Genomic DNA, 22,542 nt, shown 5'->3' on the forward strand with positions numbered 1-22,542 from the left:
ATTCTTATATATTGATGGCTTCTATATCCGCGAGGTGGCTATGTCAGTCAAAGTTCGCGATTTATTTTGAGCCTCGTATGAATGTTGAATAATACCAAAGACGCCACTAAGCCGATGAGCTTATTGTCACTGATTCTCTCTTTCTTAGCGTTATTTGTGATCTCAGGCTTATTGTTCGTACCGATCGATAAAGAATCGAAACAAGTCCTTATCGGCCTCGATTTTATAATCTGTAGTGTTTTTCTTTTTCAGCTCACTATTGATCTATTCAGATCACAAAACAAAAAAGAATATATAAAAGTACACTGGATCGATTTCTTGGCAAGCATCCCAATGATCGAGCCTCTTCGTTTCGCTCGCATTTTTCAGATCCTGCGTGTCATTCTTGTTCTTCGTTCGGGTAAACGCGTTCTCAGAGAGCTATTTCGCAACCGCAAAGAAACCACCCTCGCCTCGATTATATTGCTGCTGGTCATTCTCCTAACCATAGGAGCCGGAACAATACTGCTGTTAGAGCACAAAGACCCCAACGCCAACATTACCACTGGACAAGATGCTTTGTGGTGGGCTTTCGTTACCATCAGTACCGTAGGATATGGCGATCATTATCCAGTCACGAGTTCAGGAAAATTAGTCGCTTCTCTGGTAATCATTTGCGGTGTGGGTGTGTTTGGTATGATTTCAGGCTTGATCACTTCTTTGATTACCTCCCCAACTCACCTTGAGAATCAACGCGCTGAAAGCAAAGAGAAGCATCTTGAGAAGATCATTGAGCAACAACAGAAAATCCTCGAACGACTAGAGAAGCTCGAACAACAAATAAAAAAATAGGGCCGAAGCCCTATTTTCAAATTCATACTTATATTGATACAGGTGTTGAATTTAGTCTTGCCAATATGGCTCAACCTCAACACTGATTTGGCGTGTCTGTTCCATCGCATGCAAAATGGACACTTCTTGACGAGCCAACCAACGCTCTAGCTGAACCTTCTCGTCACCTTCCAACTTCTCAGTTAACGGCTCTAATGTTTTCAGTGCCAGCAAGTCATCAATGCCTTGCACCATATCGGCCCATGGCAAACGGAAGCTGTTGCGCTCATCGTCGTCATACAAACTCGCAAAACCGACGCCAGAGTATAGATTACGCATCAAACGGTATTGCTGATCGATATACGCTTGGCTGGTCATCACTCGCTCTGGAGGGAAAGCTTCCATCAAGTCAGCCCATGTACGATCGAGTTGCTGCACCGAAAACCATTCGATACCACGCCCCATTTGTTCACGCGCTTTCTCATCTAAGAAAGGTTGCCAGCCACGAGATAAGATCCAGCGGCTCAGATCTAACAATAAACCAGTGTAACGAGCAGAGCTCAACAAGGTAAGCAGCTCTTCACGATCGGGAAGTTGCTCTTGCATCTCTTTAAGCTCAGCAACCAAGAACTTGCGCGCATCGAGTTTACGTAGCACATGGCCTTTATCTTCCAACAAGTCTTCGAAGTGATCATAGCTTTTCAGCCAATCGAGCTCTTGCTCAAGCCACTTGAGCTCTTGGCGTAAAATAGCACTTGCACGTCTTGGGACAATACCACCATAGATAGTGAAGGTTTGACGAATAAAGCTGAGCGAGTGGCTGATCTCATGCAGTGCTTCAATAGATTGGCGCTCGGTGAAGATCTGCTCATGATAGTGCCAATGAGCGAGAGCGTGCTCTAAAGATTGAATGAAACACGATTCAACGGTATCACTTTTATCAGTATCAACTAAAGTCAAAGGAGTAACTTCATCTCCTTGATAACCTTGAGCAAGGCGGTAACCCTTAGCTGCTTTACTTAGGTTACCCAAACGCATGCCACCTTGCTCGCAGAATTGACGAGACAATGTAAATAGCGCATCCGTTTGACCGGATTTAAGCTCCAATTCGACTTCGCAAATCGGTTCTTGCAGGTCGCCTGATTCAACGAAGCCCTGGTCGAATGCGACCTCGACTTGGCTACCATCAGGCATACCAATCAACCACTGCTCACGCGTGAAGTTGGTAGAGAATAGAGGAGTCAGCTCAGCTTGCAACGTTTCGATGTCTTTACCTGCTGGCCAGATGTCCTCTGGGTGCAGGGCTAACTTAGGTTCGTTGCTGTCGTGTTCTGCATTGTATTCAGGCCTTTGATGTAGGCCAGCAACCACACGACCAGCCGTCTTTACGGTTTGTACAAATACGTCATCAAAGCGTCGAATGCGTAAGCCAGTATCGTGCTTACGTAGCCAGTTGTCAGCGGTGTCAAAGTAGATGTTACCTAGCTCACGACAACTGTGCTGAAGTACTTTAGTTTCAGCAATTTTATTGCGTAAAGTCTCTGAAAATTCAGGAGAAACAAAAAACTTCAGTTCTATCTCGGTTTCCATAGTTATACCTTTCTGTGAAGATAGGGACAGGATATTGCCAATTTGAAAAGTCGGCAAGTCAGAAATATCGCCCTTATGATGATCTAAAACAGTTTTAATGAGAGATTGATTAGGTTAACATGCGCGACTTTGTAGCCATCGCTTAACATTTCACCATGAATATGGTGTATGTTGTTTTAAGGTTATTATTTATTAGGTTGGATGACCATGCCAGTAAATACAATTATGGGGTTATTTGCAAAGTCCCCAATTAAACCTTTGCAGCGTCACGTAGTATGCGTGAACGAATGTTGTTCTCACCTAGTTAATTTCTTTGAAGTTTCTTCAAAAGGTGACTGGGAAAAAGCATCAGAAATTCGAGCTCAAATTTCTCACCTTGAGAAAGAAGCTGACGTACTAAAACGTGAAATTCGCCTTAAACTTCCTCGTGGTTTGTTTATGCCAGTTGATCGCACCGATATGTTGGAGCTATTAACGCAACAAGACAAACTCGCAAACCTAGCGAAAGACATTGCTGGCCGTGTATATGGTCGTCAACTTGTCATTCCTGCTCCTATGCAAGAAAACTTCATCGCTTACGTTAAACGTTGTCTAGATGCAGCGAACCAAGCACAAAACGTAATCAATGAATTAGACGAATTACTTGAGACTGGCTTTAAAGGCCGTGAAGTAACACTCGTTGCCGAAATGATTCATCAATTAGATGTAATTGAAGATGACACGGATGCGATGCAGATCGAACTACGCCAACAACTAATGGCGATTGAAGGCGACCTGAATCCAGTTGATATCATGTTCTTATACAAAATTCTTGAATGGGTTGGTGGTATTGCAGATCAAGCACAGCGTGTTGGCGCTCGTCTTGAAGTAATGCTTTCTCGATCTTAAATCATACGTTAACCATATAACGAAGAGCATTTTTTGAACAAACCACTTATGCGCTGAGTATTTCTCTCGCTGAGCGGTTTTTTGCGTCTAAATTTGTTCCGCTTGTTATCAAACAACTAGGTATTACGATGGATATCCTTGCTAACTACGGCACTGTCCTGATTATTGTTGCAGCAGCTTTCGGTTTCTTGATGGCTATTGGTATTGGTGCAAATGACGTTGCGAACGCAATGGGCACTTCAGTAGGCTCTAAAGCTCTAACCGTTAAACAAGCGATCATTATCGCAATGATCTTTGAATTCGCAGGTGCTTACCTTGCGGGCGGCGAAGTAACAGACACGATCCGTAAAGGTGTTATCGAAACGTCTCTATTCGCTCATCAACCTGATGTACTTGTGTACGGCATGATGTCAGCACTTCTTGCTGCTGGTACATGGCTACTTCTCGCTTCTTACATGGGCTGGCCTGTTTCTACGACTCACTCAATCATCGGTGCAATCATCGGTTTTGCTTGTATTTCTGTAGGTACTGAAGCGGTAGACTGGAACAGTGTTCAAGGTATTGTGGGCAGTTGGATTATCACACCCGTTATTTCCGGCTTCTTCGCTTACGTGATATTTGTAAGTGCTCAACGACTGATTTTTGATACAGAGAACCCGCTATTCAACGCGAAGCGCTTTGTACCGGTGTACATGTTCATTACAACAATGGTAATTGCACTTGTAACCATCAAGAAAGGTCTTAAGCACGTTGGTCTTCACCTAAGCAACACTGAAGCATGGGTTTGGGCTGCTGGCGTTTCTGCACTTGTTATGATCGGCGGTTACCTATACATCCAGAAGAAATTTGCTAATCGTGAAGAAGACCACGGCTTTGCCGGTGTTGAAGGCATCTTCTCGGTACTAATGGTTATCACAGCGTGTGCGATGGCATTTGCACACGGTTCAAACGACGTTGCGAACGCGATTGGTCCACTGTCTGCTGTTGTATCAACCGTTGAACACATGGGTGAAATCACAGGTAAGAGTACTATCGCATGGTGGATTCTTCCTCTAGGTGGTTTCGGTATCGTTGTTGGTCTTGCAACAATGGGTCATAAAGTAATGGCAACCGTTGGTACTGGTATTACAGAATTAACACCAAGCCGTGGCTTTGCTGCACAACTTGCAACTGCATGTACGGTTGTACTAGCTTCAGGTACTGGCCTTCCAATCTCTACTACACAAACACTCGTTGGTGCGGTATTAGGTGTTGGTTTTGCTCGTGGTATCGCAGCTCTGAACTTAGGCGTTGTACGTAATATCGTGGCTTCTTGGATTGTGACACTGCCAGCAGGTGCTCTACTTGCTGTTGTGTTCTTCTACGGAATTCAAGCTGCGTTTACTATGTAATCGCGACTGCGTTAGTGAATACTAGCGTCAGAATAGTGTGAGCTTCAGTAACGATATGTAAATGCCATGTCATTATTGACTCAAACGCACAGAAAGGGAGGCTTTGCCTCCCTTCTTTGTTGCACCGCATAAAGAAACTAAATATTATTTGCTGATTGAGGCTGACTCATACGCCTACCCAATTTGAATCGTTAAGGGATTTACTGTGAAAAAACTGATTAGCTTAGTTTTGTTCGCAATGCTTGCGGCTCCAGCTGCCTTTGCACAAGACCGTTATATTGCTGACAAACTATTTACTTATATGCATTCTGGCCCAAACAACACCTTCCGTATCATCGGCAGTGTTGATGCTGGTGAAAAGATTACATACCTACAAACTAACAAGAGCACGGGTTACACCCAGATTCAAGACAACCGCGGCCGTAAAGGTTGGGTTGAAAGTAAGTTTGTAAGCACAAAAGAAAGCATGGCACTACGTATGCCCAAGCTAGAGAAAGAGCTGACTGAAGTTAAAGGCAAGCTAGCGAACGCTCGCCAGAGTGCTGACAGCGAAAAAGCTGGCCTAGCGAGCTCTCTAGATTCTCGTAACAAGCAGATTGCTGAACTTGAGCAAAACTACAGCGAGATTAGCCAACAGCTAACGAGCTCTCAAACAGAGAACCGTGAACTACGCGCTAAGCTAGACACTCAAAAAGACGACCTACTATTAAAGTACTTCATGTACGGTGGTGGTGTTGCGGGTATTGGTCTACTTCTAGGCCTTGTTCTGCCACACATTATGCCTCGTCGCAGAAAGTCACCAAACGGTTGGGCGTAGACTTAACGCTTGTCTCAGGTACAGTAAATTCAGTATCGAATATCAAAAAGGAGCACCGAGGTGCTCCTTTTTATTTGCCTGTCATCTAGTGCCCTTGAAACTCGCTAGCCTTTCCACTCGTACAGAGCTGGGATTTCTATCTTCTGCTGGTTGAACTCTATGATCACCGATTGTGGCTTAATCTCGAGTAACTGAATGTCTCGCCCAATCCAATCCCCTTGCGCCACCTCTTGGCCATTCACTTTGACCCAACGCTTGGTTTCGCTACTCGAATACATGTGAGTTTGTAAGTCTAACTTAGGTAACACCCCAGACAAGCTATTGGTATGCGTTTCCAACTCAATGACCTGTGACCCTACTTGTCCTGCAGGTCTTGAATCCATCGGCTCAGGTGCGCTTTGTTGATCACCCATGATAGATTCAAGCTTCAATGCTAAATCAGGTGGTAACTCACTGAGGTCTAGCCCTTGCAATAAATCACTGTCCGATTGCAGAGCCCTACCCTCATTGCTTGCACCTGGCTGAACCTCAGGCTGAGCCAGTGATAGTTCTGACTCTTCTGATGTTCGCGCACTGCTCTCCGAGCTAGCAACAGGCACAATAGCTCCACCAGCGACATTCGTACTTTCAGAGTCAATCTTTGCATACATTTCTTGGCGCGGAAGTGTTTTCAAAGGTTGGCTTGCCGGTGCCGGACGAACGGCGAACAGTACTTCGTCTTCCGCACCCGCTGACGCGGCTTCCATGCTTGCTATGTCAGCCTCAGATATTTGAGAGTCAAGGTCTGACGGAAGCTTTAACTCTGGTAGATCTACATTGGCAACTTGGCTAATCGAGTTTTGCTGTTGATTGTATGATTGATAAACCAAGGTACCGCCTACCAACAAAGAAGGCACAAGCAAAAGAAGTAACCCCATGGCTAACGACGAACCACGTTTGTTGCTGATGCCCTTTACCGAGTTCGGCACATGGTGATTTTGGTAGCCTTTAAAGCTAGGTTTATTGAGAGATGATTGTGTAACCGAAGACTGATTCAGCTCGTGCATAATACGTGACATTAGCTTGCCCCTCCACTTAATGACATCAACTTCGGAGAATCAAGCTGAGCTAATCTTTGTAACCTTGCTAATGTTCGTTGACCTGCGATGCCGTCAACCGACATACCTTGCCAAGTTTGAAACGCTTCAACCTTCATTTTTAATTCGTAATCAAATACATCACTACCAGACACAACCTCTCCCAACACCTCAGAAAGCAACAAATCGAGCAAAGCCACAGCTTCACCTTGGTAACCCTCTTTCAGCGTCTCTCGCAGCGGCTGTTTCCAAATCGCGACATAATCACCCTGCCAGATCTGCTCTAGAGATTGCTTAGGTATGACTAAGAGTTTTTCGTTAACCAGTAGTTCGACAGAATCTTGTGATACACCATAAAGCACAGCAAACACAGATTCTTGTTCTATGTCTAAGTTCAGCACCACAGGAACGCCTAACTCAAATAGGTCATCCAAGCTAGATTGTTGCTGTTCACATACGAAAACACTTTGCGGCTCGCTTAGACATAAACCGTCTCGCAATGAAGACTGATATCCCCAAAGGGTGTATAAATCCTTGATAGCCAGCGAGCGGTTAGTCCCTTGCATCAAGTGTTGTTGAATATGTGCTGGCAGTGCGAACTTGTCTGTCTCAAACTCAACCACCTCAGGCGTATCCGCGACTAACGACCGTTGCATCTTTGCTGAGCCTACAGCTTGGACTTCATTTGAAGGTTTGGTTGTTAACCATGAATCTATGTACGTTGGGGCAAAGTTAAAGGTTGCCATCGCAAGTGCGACACTCAAGGTAGCTGCACCAGCGTACTGAACGAGCTTTGGTAGCACGCTCGCTGCGCGAGGTTTATCGACATGATAAACCTCGGCCTGAAAGGACATAACCTGCTGACACGCTCGGTTAACCGTTTCATTGCTCGGTGTTTGCTCTCCCTCATGAAAAGCTAACTGCAGCGCCTTATCACACACCAAGTTAATCAGCCTTGGAATGCCATGAGTATATTGAGCAATCAGCTTGACGGAGCGATTCGAGAACAACATCTGCTCGCCACCTGCCGTCTCCAGACGAAACGCGATGTACTTACCGGTCTCTTCAATATTGAGAGGCAATAAATGGTAACGCCCTGTAATACGCTGCGCCAATTGACGCAGTTGCGTGGTCTGCAAATGCTGTTGTAATTCAGGTTGACCAACCAACAATACTTTTAATAGCTTACGACTGTCTGTTTCCAAATTGGTCAGAAGGCGAAGCTGCTCCAACACATCGGCAGCAAGGTGTTGAGCTTCGTCTATCACCAATAAGGTTTGAATGCCCTCTGCATGGCTATCCAATAAGAAGTAGTGAATCGCCTGACTCAGCTGCTTCAGCGATGCTTGTTCTGGGTACTCGACCTCAAACTCATCGCAGATAGCTTCAAGTAAATCTGTATTGGAAAATGTAGGGTTAAGTATAAGGCCGGCTTGAGTCTGATTATCGAGTGAAGACAACATCGCCTTAGCGACCGTTGTTTTCCCTGTACCCACCTCACCAGTAAGCATCGCAAAGCCCCCACCCTCGCCTAAACCGGCTTGTAGGTTCTGCATTGCCTCTTGGTGGCGCTGACTCAAAAACAAATAGCGAGAATTTGGTACAATCGAAAATGGCATCTCAACGAAGCCAAAATATTCCTTATACATGTGCTGCCCTATAATTACGATTAATGGAAAGTACCATTGCTCGCAGTAAAGTCCAGCAGTGATAAAACATTTCGAGGTGATAAGTTGCAAATATACGATAGCCTACCAAAAGACAATGGGCTACAGCGCTATCTAGTCGGTGGAGCGGTACGCGATAAGCTGCTCAATATTGATAGTTATGATAGAGATTGGGTCGTGGTAGGAAGTACCCCTCAAGAAATGGAAAGCCTTGGCTTTACTGCTGTCGGAAAAGATTTCCCTGTATTCTTACACCCAAAAACCAAAGAAGAGCACGCACTGGCTCGTACGGAGAGAAAGTCAGGTTCGGGTTATACAGGTTTCGAGTGTTACTTTGCACCAGATGTGAGTTTGGAAGAAGACCTCATGCGTCGCGATCTGACTATCAACGCTATTGCTCAAGATGATGAAGGCCAACTTTATGATCCTTACCATGGCCAGAAAGATCTCTCCGATCGTATCTTAAGACACGTATCGGACGCTTTTGTTGAAGATCCTCTTCGCGTGCTACGTGTGGCTCGCTTCGCTGCCAAGCTTCACCATCTCAACTTTACAGTTGCCCCAGAAACCATGGTGATGATGGCAACAATCGTTGAATCAGGAGAACTGGCACACCTTACAGCCGAACGAGTTTGGCAAGAGTGGCACAAATCACTCAGTACACCACACCCAGAAGTGTTCCTTTCTGTATTGAAAGAGTGTGGTGCATTGGCAATCGTATTACCTGAGATTGACGCTCTATTTGGCGTCCCTCAACCTGAAAAATGGCATCCTGAAATCGACACAGGCATTCACACTCTGATGGTTGCTCAACAAGCTGCACTATTAAGCCCATCGTTACCGGTACGCTTTGCTGCTCAAGTGCATGACTTAGGTAAAGGCGTTACACCTGAAAGTGAATGGCCAAGCCACAAAATGCATTGCCACACAGGTTTGAAAATCATTAAGAAGCTATGTGAACGAGTGAGAGTACCCAACGAATTCAGAGATCTTGCTCTGTTAGTGTGCGAGCAGCATTCTAATATCCATCGTGCTAGTGAGCTCAAACCTACAACCTTCCTTAAGGTTCTCAACAAGTTCGATGTTTGGCGTAAACCAGAACGACTCAACGACATCTTGCTTTGCTGCCAAGCTGACCACGCAGGCCGTAGAGGGTTAGAAGATCAGCCTTACCCTCAAAAGGCTCGTTTTGAAGCGGCCTATCAAGCGGCGCTTCAAGTTGAAGTAAAAGCGATCATTGCTGATGGCTTTAAAGGTAAAGATATTCGAGAAGAGCAAGAGAAGCGCAGAGCGGTGGCTATTGAAGGATCTTTATCAGAACTCACTGATAGTTAGTCGTAAGCACGCATTAAAAAACCCGCAACTAAGCGGGTTTTTCCGTTTCAATCTGTAGGACGAAACATTTGTCTTCGTAAGTCGAGCGCTACTGCATCATCAAGAAAGCAAATAGACCAAAACCTAGAATCAGGCGGTAGATAACAAACGGTGTCATACCCATACGAGAGATAAGCTTCAAGAAGAAGTGGATACAGATATAAGCACTAATGAAAGAAACCACGATTCCCGTTAGCAAAGTGCCCACATGAATTGGGTCACCACTGGTCACTAACTTCAGACCCAAATAACCACCAGCTAGAGTGATGATTGGGATAGACATCAAGAAAGAGAATCGAGCTGCTGCTTCACGTGTAAAACCAAGATACAGCGCCGCGGTAATGGTTGCGCCAGAACGAGACGTGCCCGGAATGATCGCCATTGCTTGAGCAAGACCAATAAATAACGCCTTTTTCCAACCCGCTTGGTATTCGTCATCACGCAGGCTTGAGTTCTTATCCACCCACCATAACAACAGACCAAAGATAATCGTTGTCGTTGCGATCACCCACGCGCTACGCAGATAAAGCTCAACAATATCTTTCATCAACAGACCAAAGATACACGCAGGAATCGTCGCGAGAATGATCATCCACGCTAACTTCGCTTCCTTGCTGCGATCGCCTTTAAACACTGAACCAAAGAATGCGCTCAACAAAGAGACGACTTCTTTACGGAAATAGATCACTACTGCGGCCAAAGTACCGACATGGACAGCAACATCAAAAGCCAAACCCTGATCTTCCCAGCCTAAAACCGCTGATGGAAGAATCAAGTGTGCAGAACTGGAAATAGGTAAAAACTCAGTAAAGCCTTGCACCAACGCCAACATAAACGCTTCAAAATAACTCATTACTTACCTTAAAAATTATAGTTTTATATCTACGACAGAGAGCGAGTCTAATTGCTGCATCTTCTGCCATATTTCACTGACGGTTCTTCCGTCTTGCGGGATCACTCTCGCAGGACAAAGATCATAAAGCGGTTGTGTTACAAAAGGATATTTGTAGATATCACTGCGTGGTAATTCTGGTTCGCGCTCAGAAACCACCTCTCCAAACAGCACAATATCAAGATCGAGTTTTCGGTCTTGAAGTTTGTGCGCATCTTGAGAGCGACCCCATTTAAACTCAATTGTACGCAGCTGCTGTGAAAATTCAGTCAATGAGAGTGACGTGTCGAGCTCTATCACAAAGTTATAAAACGGATGGCTATTAAAACCCACGGGCTCACAGTGATAGATTTTAGAACATTTAAGGTTAGTCCCTAACGATTGAAGCTCTGTCCATGCCACCCTTGCATGCTTATCGCGGTCTATGTTCGTGCCAACGCCAACATAGGCTATTGTCATGCTTGACCTCGTTCGATGACTACGCCAACGGCTTTTGCTTGCGGCACTGCGCCCGGTTTAGCTAAACGGATTTTAATCCAAGGTACAGAGAATTGAGTCATGATCAATTCAGCGACTTCTTCTGCCACACGCTCCACCAATAGGAATCGGCCATTCGCAATATGGTCAAGCACGGCAGTACTCACTGTCGAGTAATCCAAAGCATCAACCACATCATCACTCTTACCTGCTGGGCGGTTGTCATGAGCCATTTCAATATCAAGCACAAGTTTTTGTTTAATCTCTTGTTCCCAATCGTAAACACCGATCGTTGTAATTACTTCTAGCTGTTCAATGAAAACTTTATCCAATGCCATGACTTGTCCTTTTAGAGGTCGGATACCCATATTGGGGAAAAAAACGTATTATTTGCGTAATTCGAGATATGATATCAATTACTCTTGGATTGAGCATTATTTTCCCATCGCTAGGCTTATAACCGTTTAAGGAAAGACATGACCCCATTGGCACTAATCATGATCATTGCAGCCTATTTGCTAGGTTCAATCTCTAGTGCGGTCTTGATATGCCGAGTCTTAAGACTTCCTGATCCAAGAACGGTAGGCTCCAATAACCCTGGAGCCACCAATGTACTGCGCGTTGGCGGCAAAGGCGCAGCTGCTGCTGTCCTCCTGTGTGACATGCTGAAAGGCACCATCCCTGTCTGGCTTGGCTACTACCTCAATATCGACTCGATCATTTTAGGTGTAGTGGCGATTGCTGCTTGTCTTGGCCATATGTACCCAATATTCTTCCACTTTAAAGGTGGTAAAGGCGTCGCAACTGCACTCGGCGCTATCGCCCCAATAGGATTCGATCTAACCGGTATGATCATGGCGACTTGGTTGATTGTGGCTTTTTTGTTTCGTTACTCTTCTTTAGCGGCACTGGTTACTGTGTTGCTCGCACCTTTCTACGCTTGGTTAGTCAAACCTCAATACACACTGCCTGTAGCCATGTTGTGTTGTTTGATTGTGCTACGTCACCATCAGAATATCCGTCGCCTACTCGATGGCAGTGAGCCAAAACTCGGACAAAAAAAATCGGCTTAACCTTATATATCCGTTTGAATATACAGGTTTAAGCCGATCATTTTAAGGGTAAGAAGGTTACAGCAGGTGCTTATCTAAAAACGTCTTCAGCATTGTGTTCACAAACTCTGGTTGCTCTAACGAACTAATATGACCAGCGCCAGGAATCACCACTAATTCACTGCCCGTAATGCAATCGTGCATTAAGTATGACTCAAGTACCGGACGTGGTTTATCTTCCTGTCCTACAGCAATCAAAACAGGCAGAGCAAAGTTCTCTACCGACTCAATCATATCTCGACGTCCAAACACCATTCGACCAATTCGTGCCACTTCTTCAGCGTTCTCGCCCTCAAGAGCAGATAACTGCTGAGTAAAACCTTCCACTAAAGTTGGCGTATTGGTTTGAGCATCATTGGCAAAGAACAGTGGGACAACCGCTTCAACAATCGGTTGAGGAACCATCTTAGTTTGAGAAATGGTGTCTAGCATGCTGAAGTATTTCGCATGGGCAACTTCTGGCTCTAAACCAACAAAGGTATCCATAAGTACCAAAGACTTGATTCGTGCAGGCGCTAATTCGGCAAGTTCCGTGCCCCACATACCACCAACCGATAAACCAACCACTGAGAACTTATCGATGTTTAGGTGATCAAGCAGTGCCAAAACATGTTGAGCGTAATCTTTCAGGTTACGCATCGAGTTCGGAGCAGCTTGTGATTCACCATGAGACCAAAGCTCTGGAACAATGCAGCGATACTGAGCTTTTAGAGCCTCAACCTGTGGCTGCCACATTGCACTATCCCAAAGATAGCTGTGACCGAATACAACAACAGGGCCTTGACCTTCATCTAGGTACGCCATCGATTGATTGTCTACTGTGAACTTGTTCATCTTCTTCCCTAATCTCTATCGGCAATTATTTATCGACATACAGTCGGTAAGCTAGGATATAAAAACGGCCGCACAAGGCGACCGTTTATCGAAACACTATAGTCAATTACGCAATTGGCTCTAGCTGGTCAATAGGCCAACGCGGTGTGGCATGAACAGACAAATCAGCCGTTTCGCCATTCTTCAAGCGCTGCATGCCCGCATAAGCGATCATCGCACCGTTATCTGTACAGAATTCTGTGCGTGGGTAGTACACCTCACCACCGATTTTCTTAGCAAGAGCTTCAAGCTCAACACGCAGTTGTTTGTTGGCACTTACACCGCCAGCAATCACTATACGTTTCATACCCGTTTCAACCAAGGCGCGCTTACACTTGATTACTAAGGTTGCACAAACGGCTTCTTGGAAGGCATAAGCGATATCAGCGCGAGTTTGGTCATCATTATCGTTATCACGAATGGTATTCGCTGCGAACGTCTTCAGACCAGAAAAGCTCATATCTAACCCCGGACGATCGGTCATTGGGCGCGGGAACTTAAAACGACCCGGAGTGCCTTTTTCCGCCAAACGAGATAGCAGTGGACCACCAGGGTAATCTAAGCCCATCAGTTTCGCGGTTTTATCAAACGCTTCACCCGCCGCATCATCAATCGATTCACCAAGGATTCGGTATTCACCAATACCTTTCACTTCTACCATCATGGTATGCCCGCCAGAAACCAGCAGAGCCACAAATGGGAATGGTGGTGGGTTATCTTCTAGCATTGGCGCAAGAAGGTGACCTTCCATATGGTGAACAGGCACAGCAGGCACGCCCCACGCATAAGCAATACTGCGACCAATCGTTGCACCAACCAGCAGTGCACCCACTAAACCAGGGCCAGCTGTGTAAGCCACACCATCAATGTCTTTCGACGTTAGGTTCGCTTCAGCTAATGCCGCTTTAATAAGAGGAATTGTTTTTTTCACGTGGTCACGCGACGCTAGCTCAGGCACCACACCACCGTAATCGGCGTGCAACTTTACTTGGCTATATAATTGATGAGAAAGCAGCCCTTGCTCATCATCATAAATCGCGATTCCTGTTTCATCACAAGAGGTTTCAATACCAATAATGCGCATAATTTTCTCGGCACGCTTTCGTCTAAAATGGGAAATTAGCGCAATATTACCCTGCCTAAGCTCTTCAAACAAATATTGTACAGACTATAATCGACAAAGTGCTTTACAAAGCCACTGTGATCGGATTAAAATTCCGCACCATTTTTGATCAAGCTGGTTAATGGCCAAACACGAATAGAGAGTTAGCTCGATGGGTAACTTCTCTGATTTGGTACTGAGTAGCCAGCGATAATGAATAACCCCTGAGGTGAAAGGCATATGCCAATAGTTAAAGTACGTGAAAACGAACCGTTCGACGTTGCACTACGTCGTTTCAAGCGCTCTTGTGAAAAAGCAGGTATCCTTTCTGAAGTTCGCCGTCGCGAGCACTACGAAAAGCCAACTACAGTTCGCAAACGCGCTAAAGCAGCAGCTCAAAAGCGTCACGCTAAGAAGCTAGCTCGCGAAAACGCACGTCGCGTTCGCCTGTACTAATAACTTAATCCATAAGGACTGAGTTATGGCTCTTATTGAACAACTCAAAGAAGAGCAAAAATTAGCGATGAAAGCCAAGGACAAACCGCGCCTTGGCACTATCCGCTTAGCTCTTTCAGCAATTAAGCAACGTGAAGTTGACGAACGGATCACTCTGAACGACGACGACATTCTTGCTGTATTAGTTAAAATGGTTAAGCAACGTCGCGATTCTGTTGCTCAATATGAATCGGCAAATCGTCAAGATCTTGCTGACGTGGAAAAAGCAGAAATTACGGTACTTGAAGGCTTTATGCCTCAACCGCTAACTGATGAAGAAGTTATTGCACTACTTGATAGCGCAATCGCCGAAGCTCAACCAGCGGGCATGCAAGACATGGGTAAAGTAATGGCTATCTTGAAACCACAAATTCAAGGGCGTGCAGATATGGGTAAAGTTAGTGGTTTAGTTCGTTCTAAACTCGCTTAATCCCAAATCAAATTGCAACAAGCCGTGCAATCCTTCGGAACGCACGGCTTGTTTGTATCTGTAACCTATTCAAACTATTATTATCCACACTCTCAGTTAGTGCATTTTTCTAAGGTTTTATGGCAGGACACATCCCGCGTAGTTTCATCGATGATCTCCTAGCGCGTCTCGACATTGTCGACATTGTAGACGCACGCGTGAAACTTAAGAAAAAAGGCAAAAACTATGGTGCTTGTTGTCCATTCCACAACGAAAAGACCCCTTCTTTTAGCGTAAGCCAAGAAAAACAGTTTTATCACTGCTTTGGTTGTGGCGTACACGGTAATGCTATCGACTTCATTATGGAGTTCGAACGTCTCGATTTTGTTGAAGCTATTGAAGAGCTTGCCTCTTTCTTAGGCCTCGATGTTCCTAGAGAGCAGCGCAGCGGCGAGATATCAACAGCACCAAGAGCCAACAGCGAACAAAAACGTAACCTCTACGATTTGATGGGCGGCATCAGTAATTTTTACCGCTCTCAATTGAAAATATCAGCCAACAAACCTGCGATTGATTACCTAAAGAATCGTGGTCTTTCGGGCGAAATCGTCCAGAAGTTTGGCATTGGTTATGTGGCCGATGAGTGGGACTTAGTTCGTAAGAACTTTGGCCAACAGAAGGAAGCACAAGACATGCTCGTGACTGGCGGCATGTTAATCGAGAACGATAAAGGTAACCGATACGACCGATTCCGTGGACGCGTAATGTTCCCGATTCGCGATCGGCGTGGCCGAGTTATCGGGTTTGGTGGTCGCGTATTAGAAGACGGCACACCAAAATATCTGAACTCACCAGAAACGCCTATCTTCCATAAAGGTAAAGAGCTTTACGGCCTTTATGAAGTGCTGCAGGCCTACCGTGAACCGCCGCAAATACTTGTGGTTGAAGGTTATATGGATGTCGTGGCACTTGCGCAATATGGTGTCGATTACTCAGTGGCATCACTGGGCACCTCGACAACTGGCGACCACGTTCAAATGTTGTTCCGTCAAACCAGCACTGTGGTTTGTTGTTACGATGGTGACCGAGCAGGTAAAGAGGCCGCATGGCGCGCACTAGAAAACGCGCTTGAATACCTGAAAACCGGTAACACGCTTAAGTTTCTATTCTTGCCCGACGGTGAAGATCCAGACAGCTATATTAGAGAGCATGGCAAAGCCGCTTTTGAACAGCTGGTCCACAATGCGACGCCACTGTCGACCTATTTGTTCGATAACCTGATTGAAATACACAAGTTAAACTTGGGAACAACCGAAGGGAAATCAGCACTGCGTGCACACGCCAGCGCCTTGATTAATAAAATCCCTGACAGTTACTTCCAAGAATTGCTCGAAAAACTGCTCGATGAGCGAACTGGATTTGATAACCAATTGAGACGTGCGCGTGTTCATACACAGAACCCGACACCTCAACCACATAAAGAGCTGAAGCGCACTCCAATGCGTGAAGTTATCGCTTTGCTTATCCAAAATCCGAGCTATGCTGATATGGTACCGGATTTATCAAGTGTCAAAGGCTTACAGTTGCCCGGACTAAGTTTATTCGTCGAAGTACTTGATAAATGCCACGAGCATCCCCATATCAACACAGGCCAATTATTAGAGCATTGGCGACACAATAAACATGAGGCTCTTCTGTCTCGTCTCGCGAGCTGGGAAATCCCCCTCGACGAAGACAATCAAGAAGACATATTTTTAGACTCATTGGACAACATACTTGCCCAGTGCGTTGAAAAACAAATTGAAAACCTGCAGGCCAAAGCAAGAAGCGTCGGTTTATCAGCCGAAGAAAAAAGGGAGCTACTAGCTTTAATGCTAGATCTAAAAGCGTAACCCTGTTTGATTAGTCAGCATTTAATAAATTTGTTAACATAATTGGTTTGCATTTGAGAATGCAACGTCCTTCACCAGACCTGAAGTTGGATATCATCTATGGATCAAAATCCGCAGTCACAGCTAAAATTACTTGTTATTAAAGGCAAGGAACAAGGCTATCTGACCTACGCCGAAGTAAACGACCACCTACCTGCAGAAATCGTGGATTCTGAACAGGTAGAAGACATCATTCAAATGATCAACGACATGGGTATCAAGGTAGTTGAAACTGCACCTGATGCTGATGATCTAGCACTTAATGATGACGATGCCAATATAGATGAAGATGCAGCCGAAGCTGCAGCTGCTGCGCTTTCAAGCGTAGAAAGCGAGATTGGCCGTACTACTGACCCAGTTCGTATGTACATGCGTGAAATGGGTACGGTTGAACTACTGACTCGTGAAGGCGAAATCGACATTGCGAAACGTATTGAAGATGGTATCAATACAGTTCAACTATCGGTTGCTGAGTACCCAGGCACTATTCCATACATCTTGGAACAGTTTGACCGCGTACAAGCAGAAGAGATTCGCTTAACAGACCTAATCAATGGCTTTGTTGACCCAGACGACGATGGCACAGCAGCGCCAACGGCGACTCACATCGGTTCAGAACTTGCTGAAACTGATCTGGAAGACGAAGACAAAGAAGACGCTGAAGACGACGAGGAAGAGGAAGAAGAAGATACAGGTATCGATCCTGAGCTTGCTCTTGAGAAGTTCACAGCGCTTCGTACTAGCTACCAGAACCGTCAGCTAGCGATCAACGAGTACGGCCATGAAAGCCCGAAAGCAACGCTTGCAACGACAATGATGCAAGACGTATTCAAAGAGTTCCGTCTAACACCAAAACAGTTTGATTACCTAGTAAACGAACTGCGTAACTCTATGGATCGCGTACGTACTCAAGAACGCCTAATCATGCGTCAAACGGTTGAGTACGGCAAAATGCCGAAGAAATCTTTCATTGCTCTATTTACTGGTAACGAATCTAGCGAAGCATGGTTGGATGAAGTTCTTGCTTCAGACAAGCCATACGCAGAAAAGATCAAACGTAACGAGCACGACATCCGTCGCTCTATCCAAAAACTGGATATGATCGAACGTGAAACGTCTCTTACTGTTCAAAGCATCAAAGATATCAGCCGTCGTATGTCTATCGGTGAAGCGAAAGCTCGTCGTGCGAAGAAAGAGATGGTTGAAGCGAACTTACGTCTAGTAATCTCGATTGCTAAGAAGTACACAAACCGTGGTCTACAATTCCTGGATCTAATCCAAGAAGGTAACATCGGTCTGATGAAAGCGGTAGATAAGTTTGAATACCGTCGTGGTTATAAGTTCTCTACTTACGCTACTTGGTGGATCCGTCAAGCAATCACTCGTTCGATTGCCGACCAAGCTCGTACTATCCGTATTCCGGTTCACATGATCGAAACGATCAACAAACTAAACCGTATCTCTCGTCAAATGCTACAAGAGATGGGTCGTGAACCACTTCCGGAAGAACTGGCTGAACGCATGCAAATGCCTGAAGACAAGATCCGTAAAGTATTGAAAATCGCTAAAGAGCCAATCTCAATGGAGACACCAATCGGTGACGACGAAGATTCGCACCTAGGTGATTTCATCGAGGATACAACGCTAGAACTACCTTTAGACTCTGCGACGGCAACAAGCCTACGCGGTGCAACTAAAGACGTTCTTGCTGGCCTAACACCTCGTGAAGCTAAAGTACTGCGTATGCGTTTCGGTATCGACATGAACACTGACCACACTCTTGAAGAAGTGGGCAAGCAGTTCGACGTAACTCGTGAACGTATCCGTCAGATCGAAGCAAAAGCACTGCGTAAACTTCGTCATCCAAGCCGCTCAGAAACTCTGCGTAGCTTCCTAGACGAGTAATCACACGCTTTAGTGTGGTTAGCTTTTAAGCATAAATAAGAAAAGGTGAGCGTTGGCTCACCTTTTTTTTATCTGTGTGATTTAAGTGGCTAAGATGTAAGCGGAATTGCCCCTTATAGTGTCTAGACACCACTGAATGCTTCCCCTATAATCTATGCCCTACGGCCCCTTAGCTCAGTGGTTAGAGCGCACGACTCATAATCGTTCGGTCCCCAGTTCAAATCTGGGAGGGGCCACCAAATTAGAAAAGCCAGAACAGTTCATGCTGCTCTGGCTTTTTGCTTTTCTAAATCTGTACAACTCACGCTCTGCACTTCCTAACCAATATCGAATCGTCCCGCATACAATTCCAATTGCCTCTCTGTGACTAAACATACTTTTCTTTTATAAAAAAATCGGCAATATGAGTGCACACAAATCATTCAATAGTTCAGGGAAGACTCATGAAAGACGAAACACTCTCGATTCACTTCGGTTACGACACTGATCCAACAACCAAATCGGTTGCCACACCTATTTATCAAACCGTCGCGTACGAATTCGATGACGCACAACACGGCGCCGATCTCTTCAACCTTGCGGTGCCAGGTAATATCTACACACGGATAATGAATCCAACCAATGACGTGTTAGAAAAACGCATGGCGGCCTTAGAAGGTGGGATTGCAGGCTTAGTCGTGAGTGCGGGCAGTGCTGCGATCAACTACGCGATTCAGACGTTGGCACAAATAGGTGACAACATTGTTTCAACGCCTCAGCTTTACGGTGGTACTTACACTCTATTTGCTCACATGCTGCCAAACCAAGGAATTGAAGTTCGTTTTGCTAAAGACGACAAACCTGAAAGCTTAGCGGCACTGATCGATGAAAAAACTAAGGCGGTTTACTGTGAAAGTATTGGTAATCCAGCAGGTAATATTATCGACTTAGAGCGTGTTGCAGAACTTGCTCACGCACAAGGTGTGCCTGTAATTGTTGATAATACGGTGGCAACGCCTGTGCTGTGTAAACCTATCGATTTTGGTGCCGACATCGTGGTGCACTCACTAACCAAATACGTGGGTGGTCACGGTACAACGTTAGGTGGCGTGATTGTCGACTCAGGTAAATTCCCATGGGCACAGCACAAGGACCGCTTCCCTGTGTTTAATCAGCCAGAGCCTTCTTATCATGGCGTGGTTTATACCGAAGCCTTTGGTGAGGCTGCATTTATTGGTCGCGCTAGAACGGTTCCACTACGCAATACAGGTGCAGCACTGTCACCCATGAATGCTTTCATGTTGATGCAAGGTTTGGAGACGTTGTCGTTACGCATGGAGCGACACACAGAAAACGCATTGAAAGTAGCGGAGTACCTTCAGCAACATGAGAAAGTAAGTTGGGTGAGCTACGCTGGTTTACCAACGTCTGAGTTCTACCCGCTTGCTGAAAAATACATGCAGGGTAAACCATCGGCTATTCTATCTTTTGGTTTGAAGGACGGTTATGAAGCAGGTGTCCGCTTCTACGACGCGCTACAAATCTTCAAGCGCTTGGTGAACATTGGTGATGCCAAGTCTCTGGCTTGTCACCCTGCTTCTACAACACACCGTCAATTAAGCGAAGCTGAACAGAAACAAGCCGGAGTATCACCAGAGATGATTCGCCTCTCAGTAGGTATTGAGCACATTGACGATATCTTGGCTGACCTAGAGCAAGCACTGAGCGCTTAGTGACGCTAAAGCTTTAAGTAACAGACATAAAGAAGCCCATCACTGGATGGGCTTCTTGTTATCTATATCTTAGCAAGTGCACGATTACTCAACGGTAACAGCTTTCGCTAGATTACGAGGTTGGTCAACGTCGGTACCTTTGATCAAAGCAACATGGTAAGACAGCAGCTGCATTGGTACTGTGTAGTAGATAGATGCCGTTACTTCACTTACGTGAGGCATCTTGATAATCTTCATGTTCTCATCGCTTTCGAAACCAGCAGCTTCATCTGCAAATACATACAGCAGGCCGCCACGAGCACGGACTTCTTCAACGTTCGATTTCAGCTTCTCTAGCAAGTCGTTGCTTGGTGCAATAACGACTACAGGCATATCTGCATCAATAAGAGCCAAAGGACCGTGCTTAAGCTCACCAGCCGCGTATGCTTCTGCGTGGATGTAAGAGATCTCTTTCAGTTTCAGAGACGCTTCCATCGCGATTGGGTAGAACTCACCACGACCCAAGAACAGTGTGTGGTGCTTATCAGCAAAATCAGGAGCCAGTGCTTCAATTTCTTTATCAAACGCTAATGCTTTCTCGATATCAGCAGGCAGTTGGTGAAGTGATTGAACGATTTCCGCTTCTTTCTCTTCATTGATACGACCTTGTAGGCGACCAATTGACGTTACCATCATCAGCATTGCTGCTAGTTGAGTTGTGAAAGCTTTAGTAGAAGCAACACCGATCTCCGTTCCTGCGCGAGTCATGAAGGCAAAATCAGATTCGCGAACCAGCGAAGAACCGGCTACGTTACAGATGGTCATTGCTGACATGTAACCCTTCTCTTTTGCAAGACGAAGTGCAGCAAGCGTATCCGCAGTTTCACCAGACTGAGACAAAGTCACCAATAGGCTATTCGGGCGAACAACGAAGTCACGGTAACGGAACTCAGAGGCGATCTCTACGTCACAGCTTACGCCAGCTAGAGATTCAAACCAGTAACGCGCAGCCATGCCTGAGTTATAAGACGTACCACATGCGATGATCTGCACGTGTTCAACCTTGCTGAGGATCTCTTCCGCTTTAACACCGATTGCGTTAGTGATAACCGAAGTGTCAGAGATACGGCCTTCCATTGTGTTGATCAACGCTGTTGGCTGTTCGAAGATCTCTTTCTGCATGAAGTGACGGTATTGACCTTTATCACCAGCATCATGTTCTGCGTTTGATTCTACGATTTCACGCTCTACACGCTCACCCGCTACATTAAATACCGTTACATCACGACGAGTAACCTCAGCAACATCACCTTCTTCTAGGTACATGAAGCGACGAGTTACACTTAGCAGTGCAAGTTGGTCTGATGCCAGGAAGTTCTCACCCACACCAAAACCAATAACGATAGGGCTACCAGAACGAGCCACAACGATACGGCTAGGATCTTTACGATCAACAACAACCGTGCCGTACGCGCCGTCTAATTGTTTTGCGGTTTTCTGTAGCGCTTCAACCAAAGAAGCTGAAGTGCGAAGTTCCCACTCAACTAAGTGAGCGATAACTTCTGTATCTGTTTGTGAAGTAAACACGTAGCCACGCTCTTGCAGCATAGCGCGCAGTGCTTCGTGGTTTTCGATAATGCCATTGTGCACAACGGCAATATCGCCAGACATGTGTGGGTGGGCGTTCGCTTCAGATGGCTCACCGTGTGTTGCCCAACGAGTGTGAGCGATACCTGTACCACCAATCACATGTTGCTCGTCTACCGCGTCAGCGAGCTCTTGTACTTTACCAAGGCGGCGGACACGAGTTAAGTTAGCTTCGGTATCAACTACAGCGACACCCGCTGAATCGTAGCCTCGGTATTCTAGGCGGCGAAGGCCTTCTACTAAAATTTCGGCTACATCACGCTGTGCTACTGCACCAACAATTCCACACATAGTTTTACTCCATCAATTTCGTTTATTCCTATTGGCAGCAAGCAAAGGCCAGATCTTTATTAAGATCAATTATAGGAAGGTAAATGCATAATACTTAAATTTGT

20 protein-coding genes and 1 tRNA gene are annotated in these 22,542 nt (G+C 45.6%); 12 read left to right on the plus strand and 9 right to left on the minus strand.

Annotated features, from left to right (window positions below; all coding sequences use genetic code 11):
* Positions 1 to 81 precede the first annotated feature (81 nt).
* A complete protein-coding gene (locus L4C44_RS15475; RefSeq protein WP_146490510.1) occupies positions 82 to 831 on the plus strand; it encodes a potassium channel family protein in 750 nt (249 codons plus the stop codon).
* Between the two features lie 51 nt (positions 832 to 882).
* Here L4C44_RS15475 and L4C44_RS15480 read toward each other — a convergent pair whose 3' ends face one another.
* Positions 883 to 2,400, minus strand: a complete 1,518-nt coding sequence (locus L4C44_RS15480) for a CYTH and CHAD domain-containing protein (protein WP_146490509.1) — start codon at positions 2,398 to 2,400, stop codon at positions 883 to 885.
* A 207-nt stretch (positions 2,401 to 2,607) separates the two neighbouring features.
* Between L4C44_RS15480 and L4C44_RS15485 the strand changes: the two genes are divergently transcribed.
* From L4C44_RS15485 to L4C44_RS15495, 3 genes are all read left to right on the plus strand, one after another.
* The gene (locus L4C44_RS15485) at positions 2,608 to 3,288 is read left to right on the plus strand and encodes a TIGR00153 family protein (RefSeq protein ID WP_010434644.1); all 681 of its coding nucleotides are present in this window, start codon (positions 2,608 to 2,610) and stop codon (positions 3,286 to 3,288) included.
* 128 nt (positions 3,289 to 3,416) lie between these two features.
* Positions 3,417 to 4,679: an inorganic phosphate transporter gene (locus tag L4C44_RS15490; protein ID WP_017061418.1), complete on the plus strand. Its 1,263-nt coding sequence runs from the start codon at positions 3,417 to 3,419 to the stop codon at positions 4,677 to 4,679.
* 205 nt (positions 4,680 to 4,884) lie between these two features.
* A complete protein-coding gene (locus L4C44_RS15495; RefSeq protein WP_019826861.1) occupies positions 4,885 to 5,496 on the plus strand; it encodes a TIGR04211 family SH3 domain-containing protein in 612 nt (203 codons plus the stop codon).
* Between the two features lie 104 nt (positions 5,497 to 5,600).
* Here L4C44_RS15495 and L4C44_RS15500 read toward each other — a convergent pair whose 3' ends face one another.
* Both L4C44_RS15500 and L4C44_RS15505 read right to left on the minus strand, forming a co-directional pair.
* Positions 5,601 to 6,554 (minus strand): general secretion pathway protein GspB, encoded by a 954-nt coding sequence (locus tag L4C44_RS15500; protein ID WP_327784239.1) that lies wholly within the window; start codon positions 6,552 to 6,554, stop codon positions 5,601 to 5,603.
* A complete protein-coding gene (locus L4C44_RS15505) occupies positions 6,554 to 8,221 on the minus strand; it encodes an ExeA family protein (protein WP_428805334.1) in 1,668 nt (555 codons plus the stop codon). The genes L4C44_RS15500 and L4C44_RS15505 overlap by 1 nt, the downstream gene beginning before the upstream one ends.
* 36 nt (positions 8,222 to 8,257) lie before the next feature.
* On the opposite strand from L4C44_RS15505, the gene L4C44_RS15510 reads away from it, so the two are divergent.
* Entirely contained in the window at positions 8,258 to 9,574 is a 1,317-nt protein-coding gene (locus L4C44_RS15510; protein ID WP_146490506.1) for a multifunctional CCA addition/repair protein, read from the plus strand.
* 88 nt (positions 9,575 to 9,662) lie between these two features.
* On the opposite strand, the gene L4C44_RS15515 is transcribed toward L4C44_RS15510, so the two are convergent.
* From L4C44_RS15515 to folB, 3 genes are read right to left on the minus strand one after another with little or no spacing between them, the layout of a single operon-like run.
* Entirely contained in the window at positions 9,663 to 10,466 is an 804-nt protein-coding gene (locus L4C44_RS15515; RefSeq protein ID WP_004735967.1) for an undecaprenyl-diphosphate phosphatase, read from the minus strand.
* A 15-nt stretch (positions 10,467 to 10,481) separates the two neighbouring features.
* Positions 10,482 to 10,964, minus strand: a complete 483-nt coding sequence (gene folK / locus L4C44_RS15520; RefSeq protein WP_146490505.1) for a 2-amino-4-hydroxy-6-hydroxymethyldihydropteridine diphosphokinase — start codon at positions 10,962 to 10,964, stop codon at positions 10,482 to 10,484.
* Positions 10,961 to 11,320 carry a dihydroneopterin aldolase gene (gene folB / locus L4C44_RS15525; protein WP_146490504.1) on the minus strand — a complete coding sequence of 120 codons (360 nt, stop codon included), beginning with the start codon at positions 11,318 to 11,320 and terminating at the stop codon, positions 10,961 to 10,963. Before folB ends, folK begins: the two co-directional genes overlap by 4 nt.
* Before the next feature lie 138 nt (positions 11,321 to 11,458).
* On the opposite strand from folB, the gene plsY reads away from it, so the two are divergent.
* Entirely contained in the window at positions 11,459 to 12,055 is a 597-nt protein-coding gene (plsY, locus tag L4C44_RS15530; protein ID WP_061019074.1) for a glycerol-3-phosphate 1-O-acyltransferase PlsY, read from the plus strand.
* 57 nt (positions 12,056 to 12,112) lie between these two features.
* Here plsY and L4C44_RS15535 read toward each other — a convergent pair whose 3' ends face one another.
* Both L4C44_RS15535 and tsaD read right to left on the minus strand, forming a co-directional pair.
* Positions 12,113 to 12,928, minus strand: coding sequence for an alpha/beta fold hydrolase (locus L4C44_RS15535; protein ID WP_285955137.1), 816 nt, complete (start codon positions 12,926 to 12,928; stop codon positions 12,113 to 12,115).
* A 106-nt stretch (positions 12,929 to 13,034) separates the two neighbouring features.
* Positions 13,035 to 14,051 (minus strand): tRNA (adenosine(37)-N6)-threonylcarbamoyltransferase complex transferase subunit TsaD, encoded by a 1,017-nt coding sequence (gene tsaD, locus L4C44_RS15540; RefSeq protein WP_019826876.1) that lies wholly within the window; start codon positions 14,049 to 14,051, stop codon positions 13,035 to 13,037.
* A gap of 258 nt (positions 14,052 to 14,309) precedes the next feature.
* Between tsaD and rpsU the strand changes: the two genes are divergently transcribed.
* The 6 genes from rpsU (at position 14,310) to L4C44_RS15570 (ending at position 20,521) form a co-directional block, all read left to right on the plus strand.
* A complete protein-coding gene (gene rpsU / locus L4C44_RS15545) occupies positions 14,310 to 14,525 on the plus strand; it encodes a 30S ribosomal protein S21 (RefSeq protein WP_004396009.1) in 216 nt (71 codons plus the stop codon).
* A gap of 25 nt (positions 14,526 to 14,550) precedes the next feature.
* Positions 14,551 to 14,994: a GatB/YqeY domain-containing protein gene (locus tag L4C44_RS15550; protein WP_017069475.1), complete on the plus strand. Its 444-nt coding sequence runs from the start codon at positions 14,551 to 14,553 to the stop codon at positions 14,992 to 14,994.
* Between the two features lie 119 nt (positions 14,995 to 15,113).
* The gene (gene dnaG / locus L4C44_RS15555) at positions 15,114 to 16,865 is read left to right on the plus strand and encodes a DNA primase (RefSeq protein WP_017061408.1); all 1,752 of its coding nucleotides are present in this window, start codon (positions 15,114 to 15,116) and stop codon (positions 16,863 to 16,865) included.
* Positions 16,866 to 16,964: 99 nt separating this feature from the next.
* Positions 16,965 to 18,809 carry an RNA polymerase sigma factor RpoD gene (gene rpoD / locus L4C44_RS15560; RefSeq protein ID WP_017061407.1) on the plus strand — a complete coding sequence of 615 codons (1,845 nt, stop codon included), beginning with the start codon at positions 16,965 to 16,967 and terminating at the stop codon, positions 18,807 to 18,809.
* Between the two features lie 163 nt (positions 18,810 to 18,972).
* A tRNA-Ile gene (locus tag L4C44_RS15565) sits at positions 18,973 to 19,048 on the plus strand.
* Positions 19,049 to 19,252: 204 nt separating this feature from the next.
* Positions 19,253 to 20,521 carry an O-acetylhomoserine aminocarboxypropyltransferase/cysteine synthase family protein gene (locus tag L4C44_RS15570; protein WP_146490501.1) on the plus strand — a complete coding sequence of 423 codons (1,269 nt, stop codon included), beginning with the start codon at positions 19,253 to 19,255 and terminating at the stop codon, positions 20,519 to 20,521.
* A gap of 84 nt (positions 20,522 to 20,605) precedes the next feature.
* Here L4C44_RS15570 and glmS read toward each other — a convergent pair whose 3' ends face one another.
* On the minus strand, positions 20,606 to 22,438 hold the full coding sequence (glmS, locus tag L4C44_RS15575) for a glutamine--fructose-6-phosphate transaminase (isomerizing) (RefSeq protein WP_428805335.1): 1,833 nt from the start codon (positions 22,436 to 22,438) through the stop codon (positions 20,606 to 20,608).
* Positions 22,439 to 22,542: the final 104 nt, after the last annotated feature.

This window comes from Vibrio satsumensis, from assembly GCF_050337435.1.
In the GTDB taxonomy this organism is placed as follows: domain Bacteria; phylum Pseudomonadota; class Gammaproteobacteria; order Enterobacterales; family Vibrionaceae; genus Vibrio; species Vibrio satsumensis.

Bases quoted from the DNA above. Each gene is read 5' to 3' on its own strand.
- L4C44_RS15490 (WP_017061418.1), top strand. From the start codon at position 3,417: ATGGATATCCTTGCTAACTACGGCACTGTCCTGATTATTGTTGCAGCA.
- L4C44_RS15570 (WP_146490501.1), top strand. From the start codon at position 19,253: ATGAAAGACGAAACACTCTCGATTCACTTCGGTTACGACACTGATCCA.
- L4C44_RS15550 (WP_017069475.1), top strand. From the start codon at position 14,551: ATGGCTCTTATTGAACAACTCAAAGAAGAGCAAAAATTAGCGATGAAA.
- L4C44_RS15475 (WP_146490510.1), top strand. From the start codon at position 82: ATGTTGAATAATACCAAAGACGCCACTAAGCCGATGAGCTTATTGTCA.
- L4C44_RS15505 (WP_428805334.1), bottom strand. From the start codon at position 8,221: ATGTATAAGGAATATTTTGGCTTCGTTGAGATGCCATTTTCGATTGTA.
- glmS (WP_428805335.1), bottom strand. From the start codon at position 22,438: ATGTGTGGAATTGTTGGTGCAGTAGCACAGCGTGATGTAGCCGAAATT.
- L4C44_RS15535 (WP_285955137.1), bottom strand. From the start codon at position 12,928: ATGAACAAGTTCACAGTAGACAATCAATCGATGGCGTACCTAGATGAA.
- folK (WP_146490505.1), bottom strand. From the start codon at position 10,964: ATGACAATAGCCTATGTTGGCGTTGGCACGAACATAGACCGCGATAAG.
- dnaG (WP_017061408.1), top strand. From the start codon at position 15,114: ATGGCAGGACACATCCCGCGTAGTTTCATCGATGATCTCCTAGCGCGT.
- L4C44_RS15515 (WP_004735967.1), bottom strand. From the start codon at position 10,466: ATGAGTTATTTTGAAGCGTTTATGTTGGCGTTGGTGCAAGGCTTTACT.
- tsaD (WP_019826876.1), bottom strand. From the start codon at position 14,051: ATGCGCATTATTGGTATTGAAACCTCTTGTGATGAAACAGGAATCGCG.
- rpoD (WP_017061407.1), top strand. From the start codon at position 16,965: ATGGATCAAAATCCGCAGTCACAGCTAAAATTACTTGTTATTAAAGGC.
- plsY (WP_061019074.1), top strand. From the start codon at position 11,459: ATGACCCCATTGGCACTAATCATGATCATTGCAGCCTATTTGCTAGGT.
- L4C44_RS15500 (WP_327784239.1), bottom strand. From the start codon at position 6,554: ATGTCACGTATTATGCACGAGCTGAATCAGTCTTCGGTTACACAATCA.
- L4C44_RS15485 (WP_010434644.1), top strand. From the start codon at position 2,608: ATGCCAGTAAATACAATTATGGGGTTATTTGCAAAGTCCCCAATTAAA.
- L4C44_RS15480 (WP_146490509.1), bottom strand. From the start codon at position 2,400: ATGGAAACCGAGATAGAACTGAAGTTTTTTGTTTCTCCTGAATTTTCA.
- rpsU (WP_004396009.1), top strand. From the start codon at position 14,310: ATGCCAATAGTTAAAGTACGTGAAAACGAACCGTTCGACGTTGCACTA.
- folB (WP_146490504.1), bottom strand. From the start codon at position 11,320: ATGGCATTGGATAAAGTTTTCATTGAACAGCTAGAAGTAATTACAACG.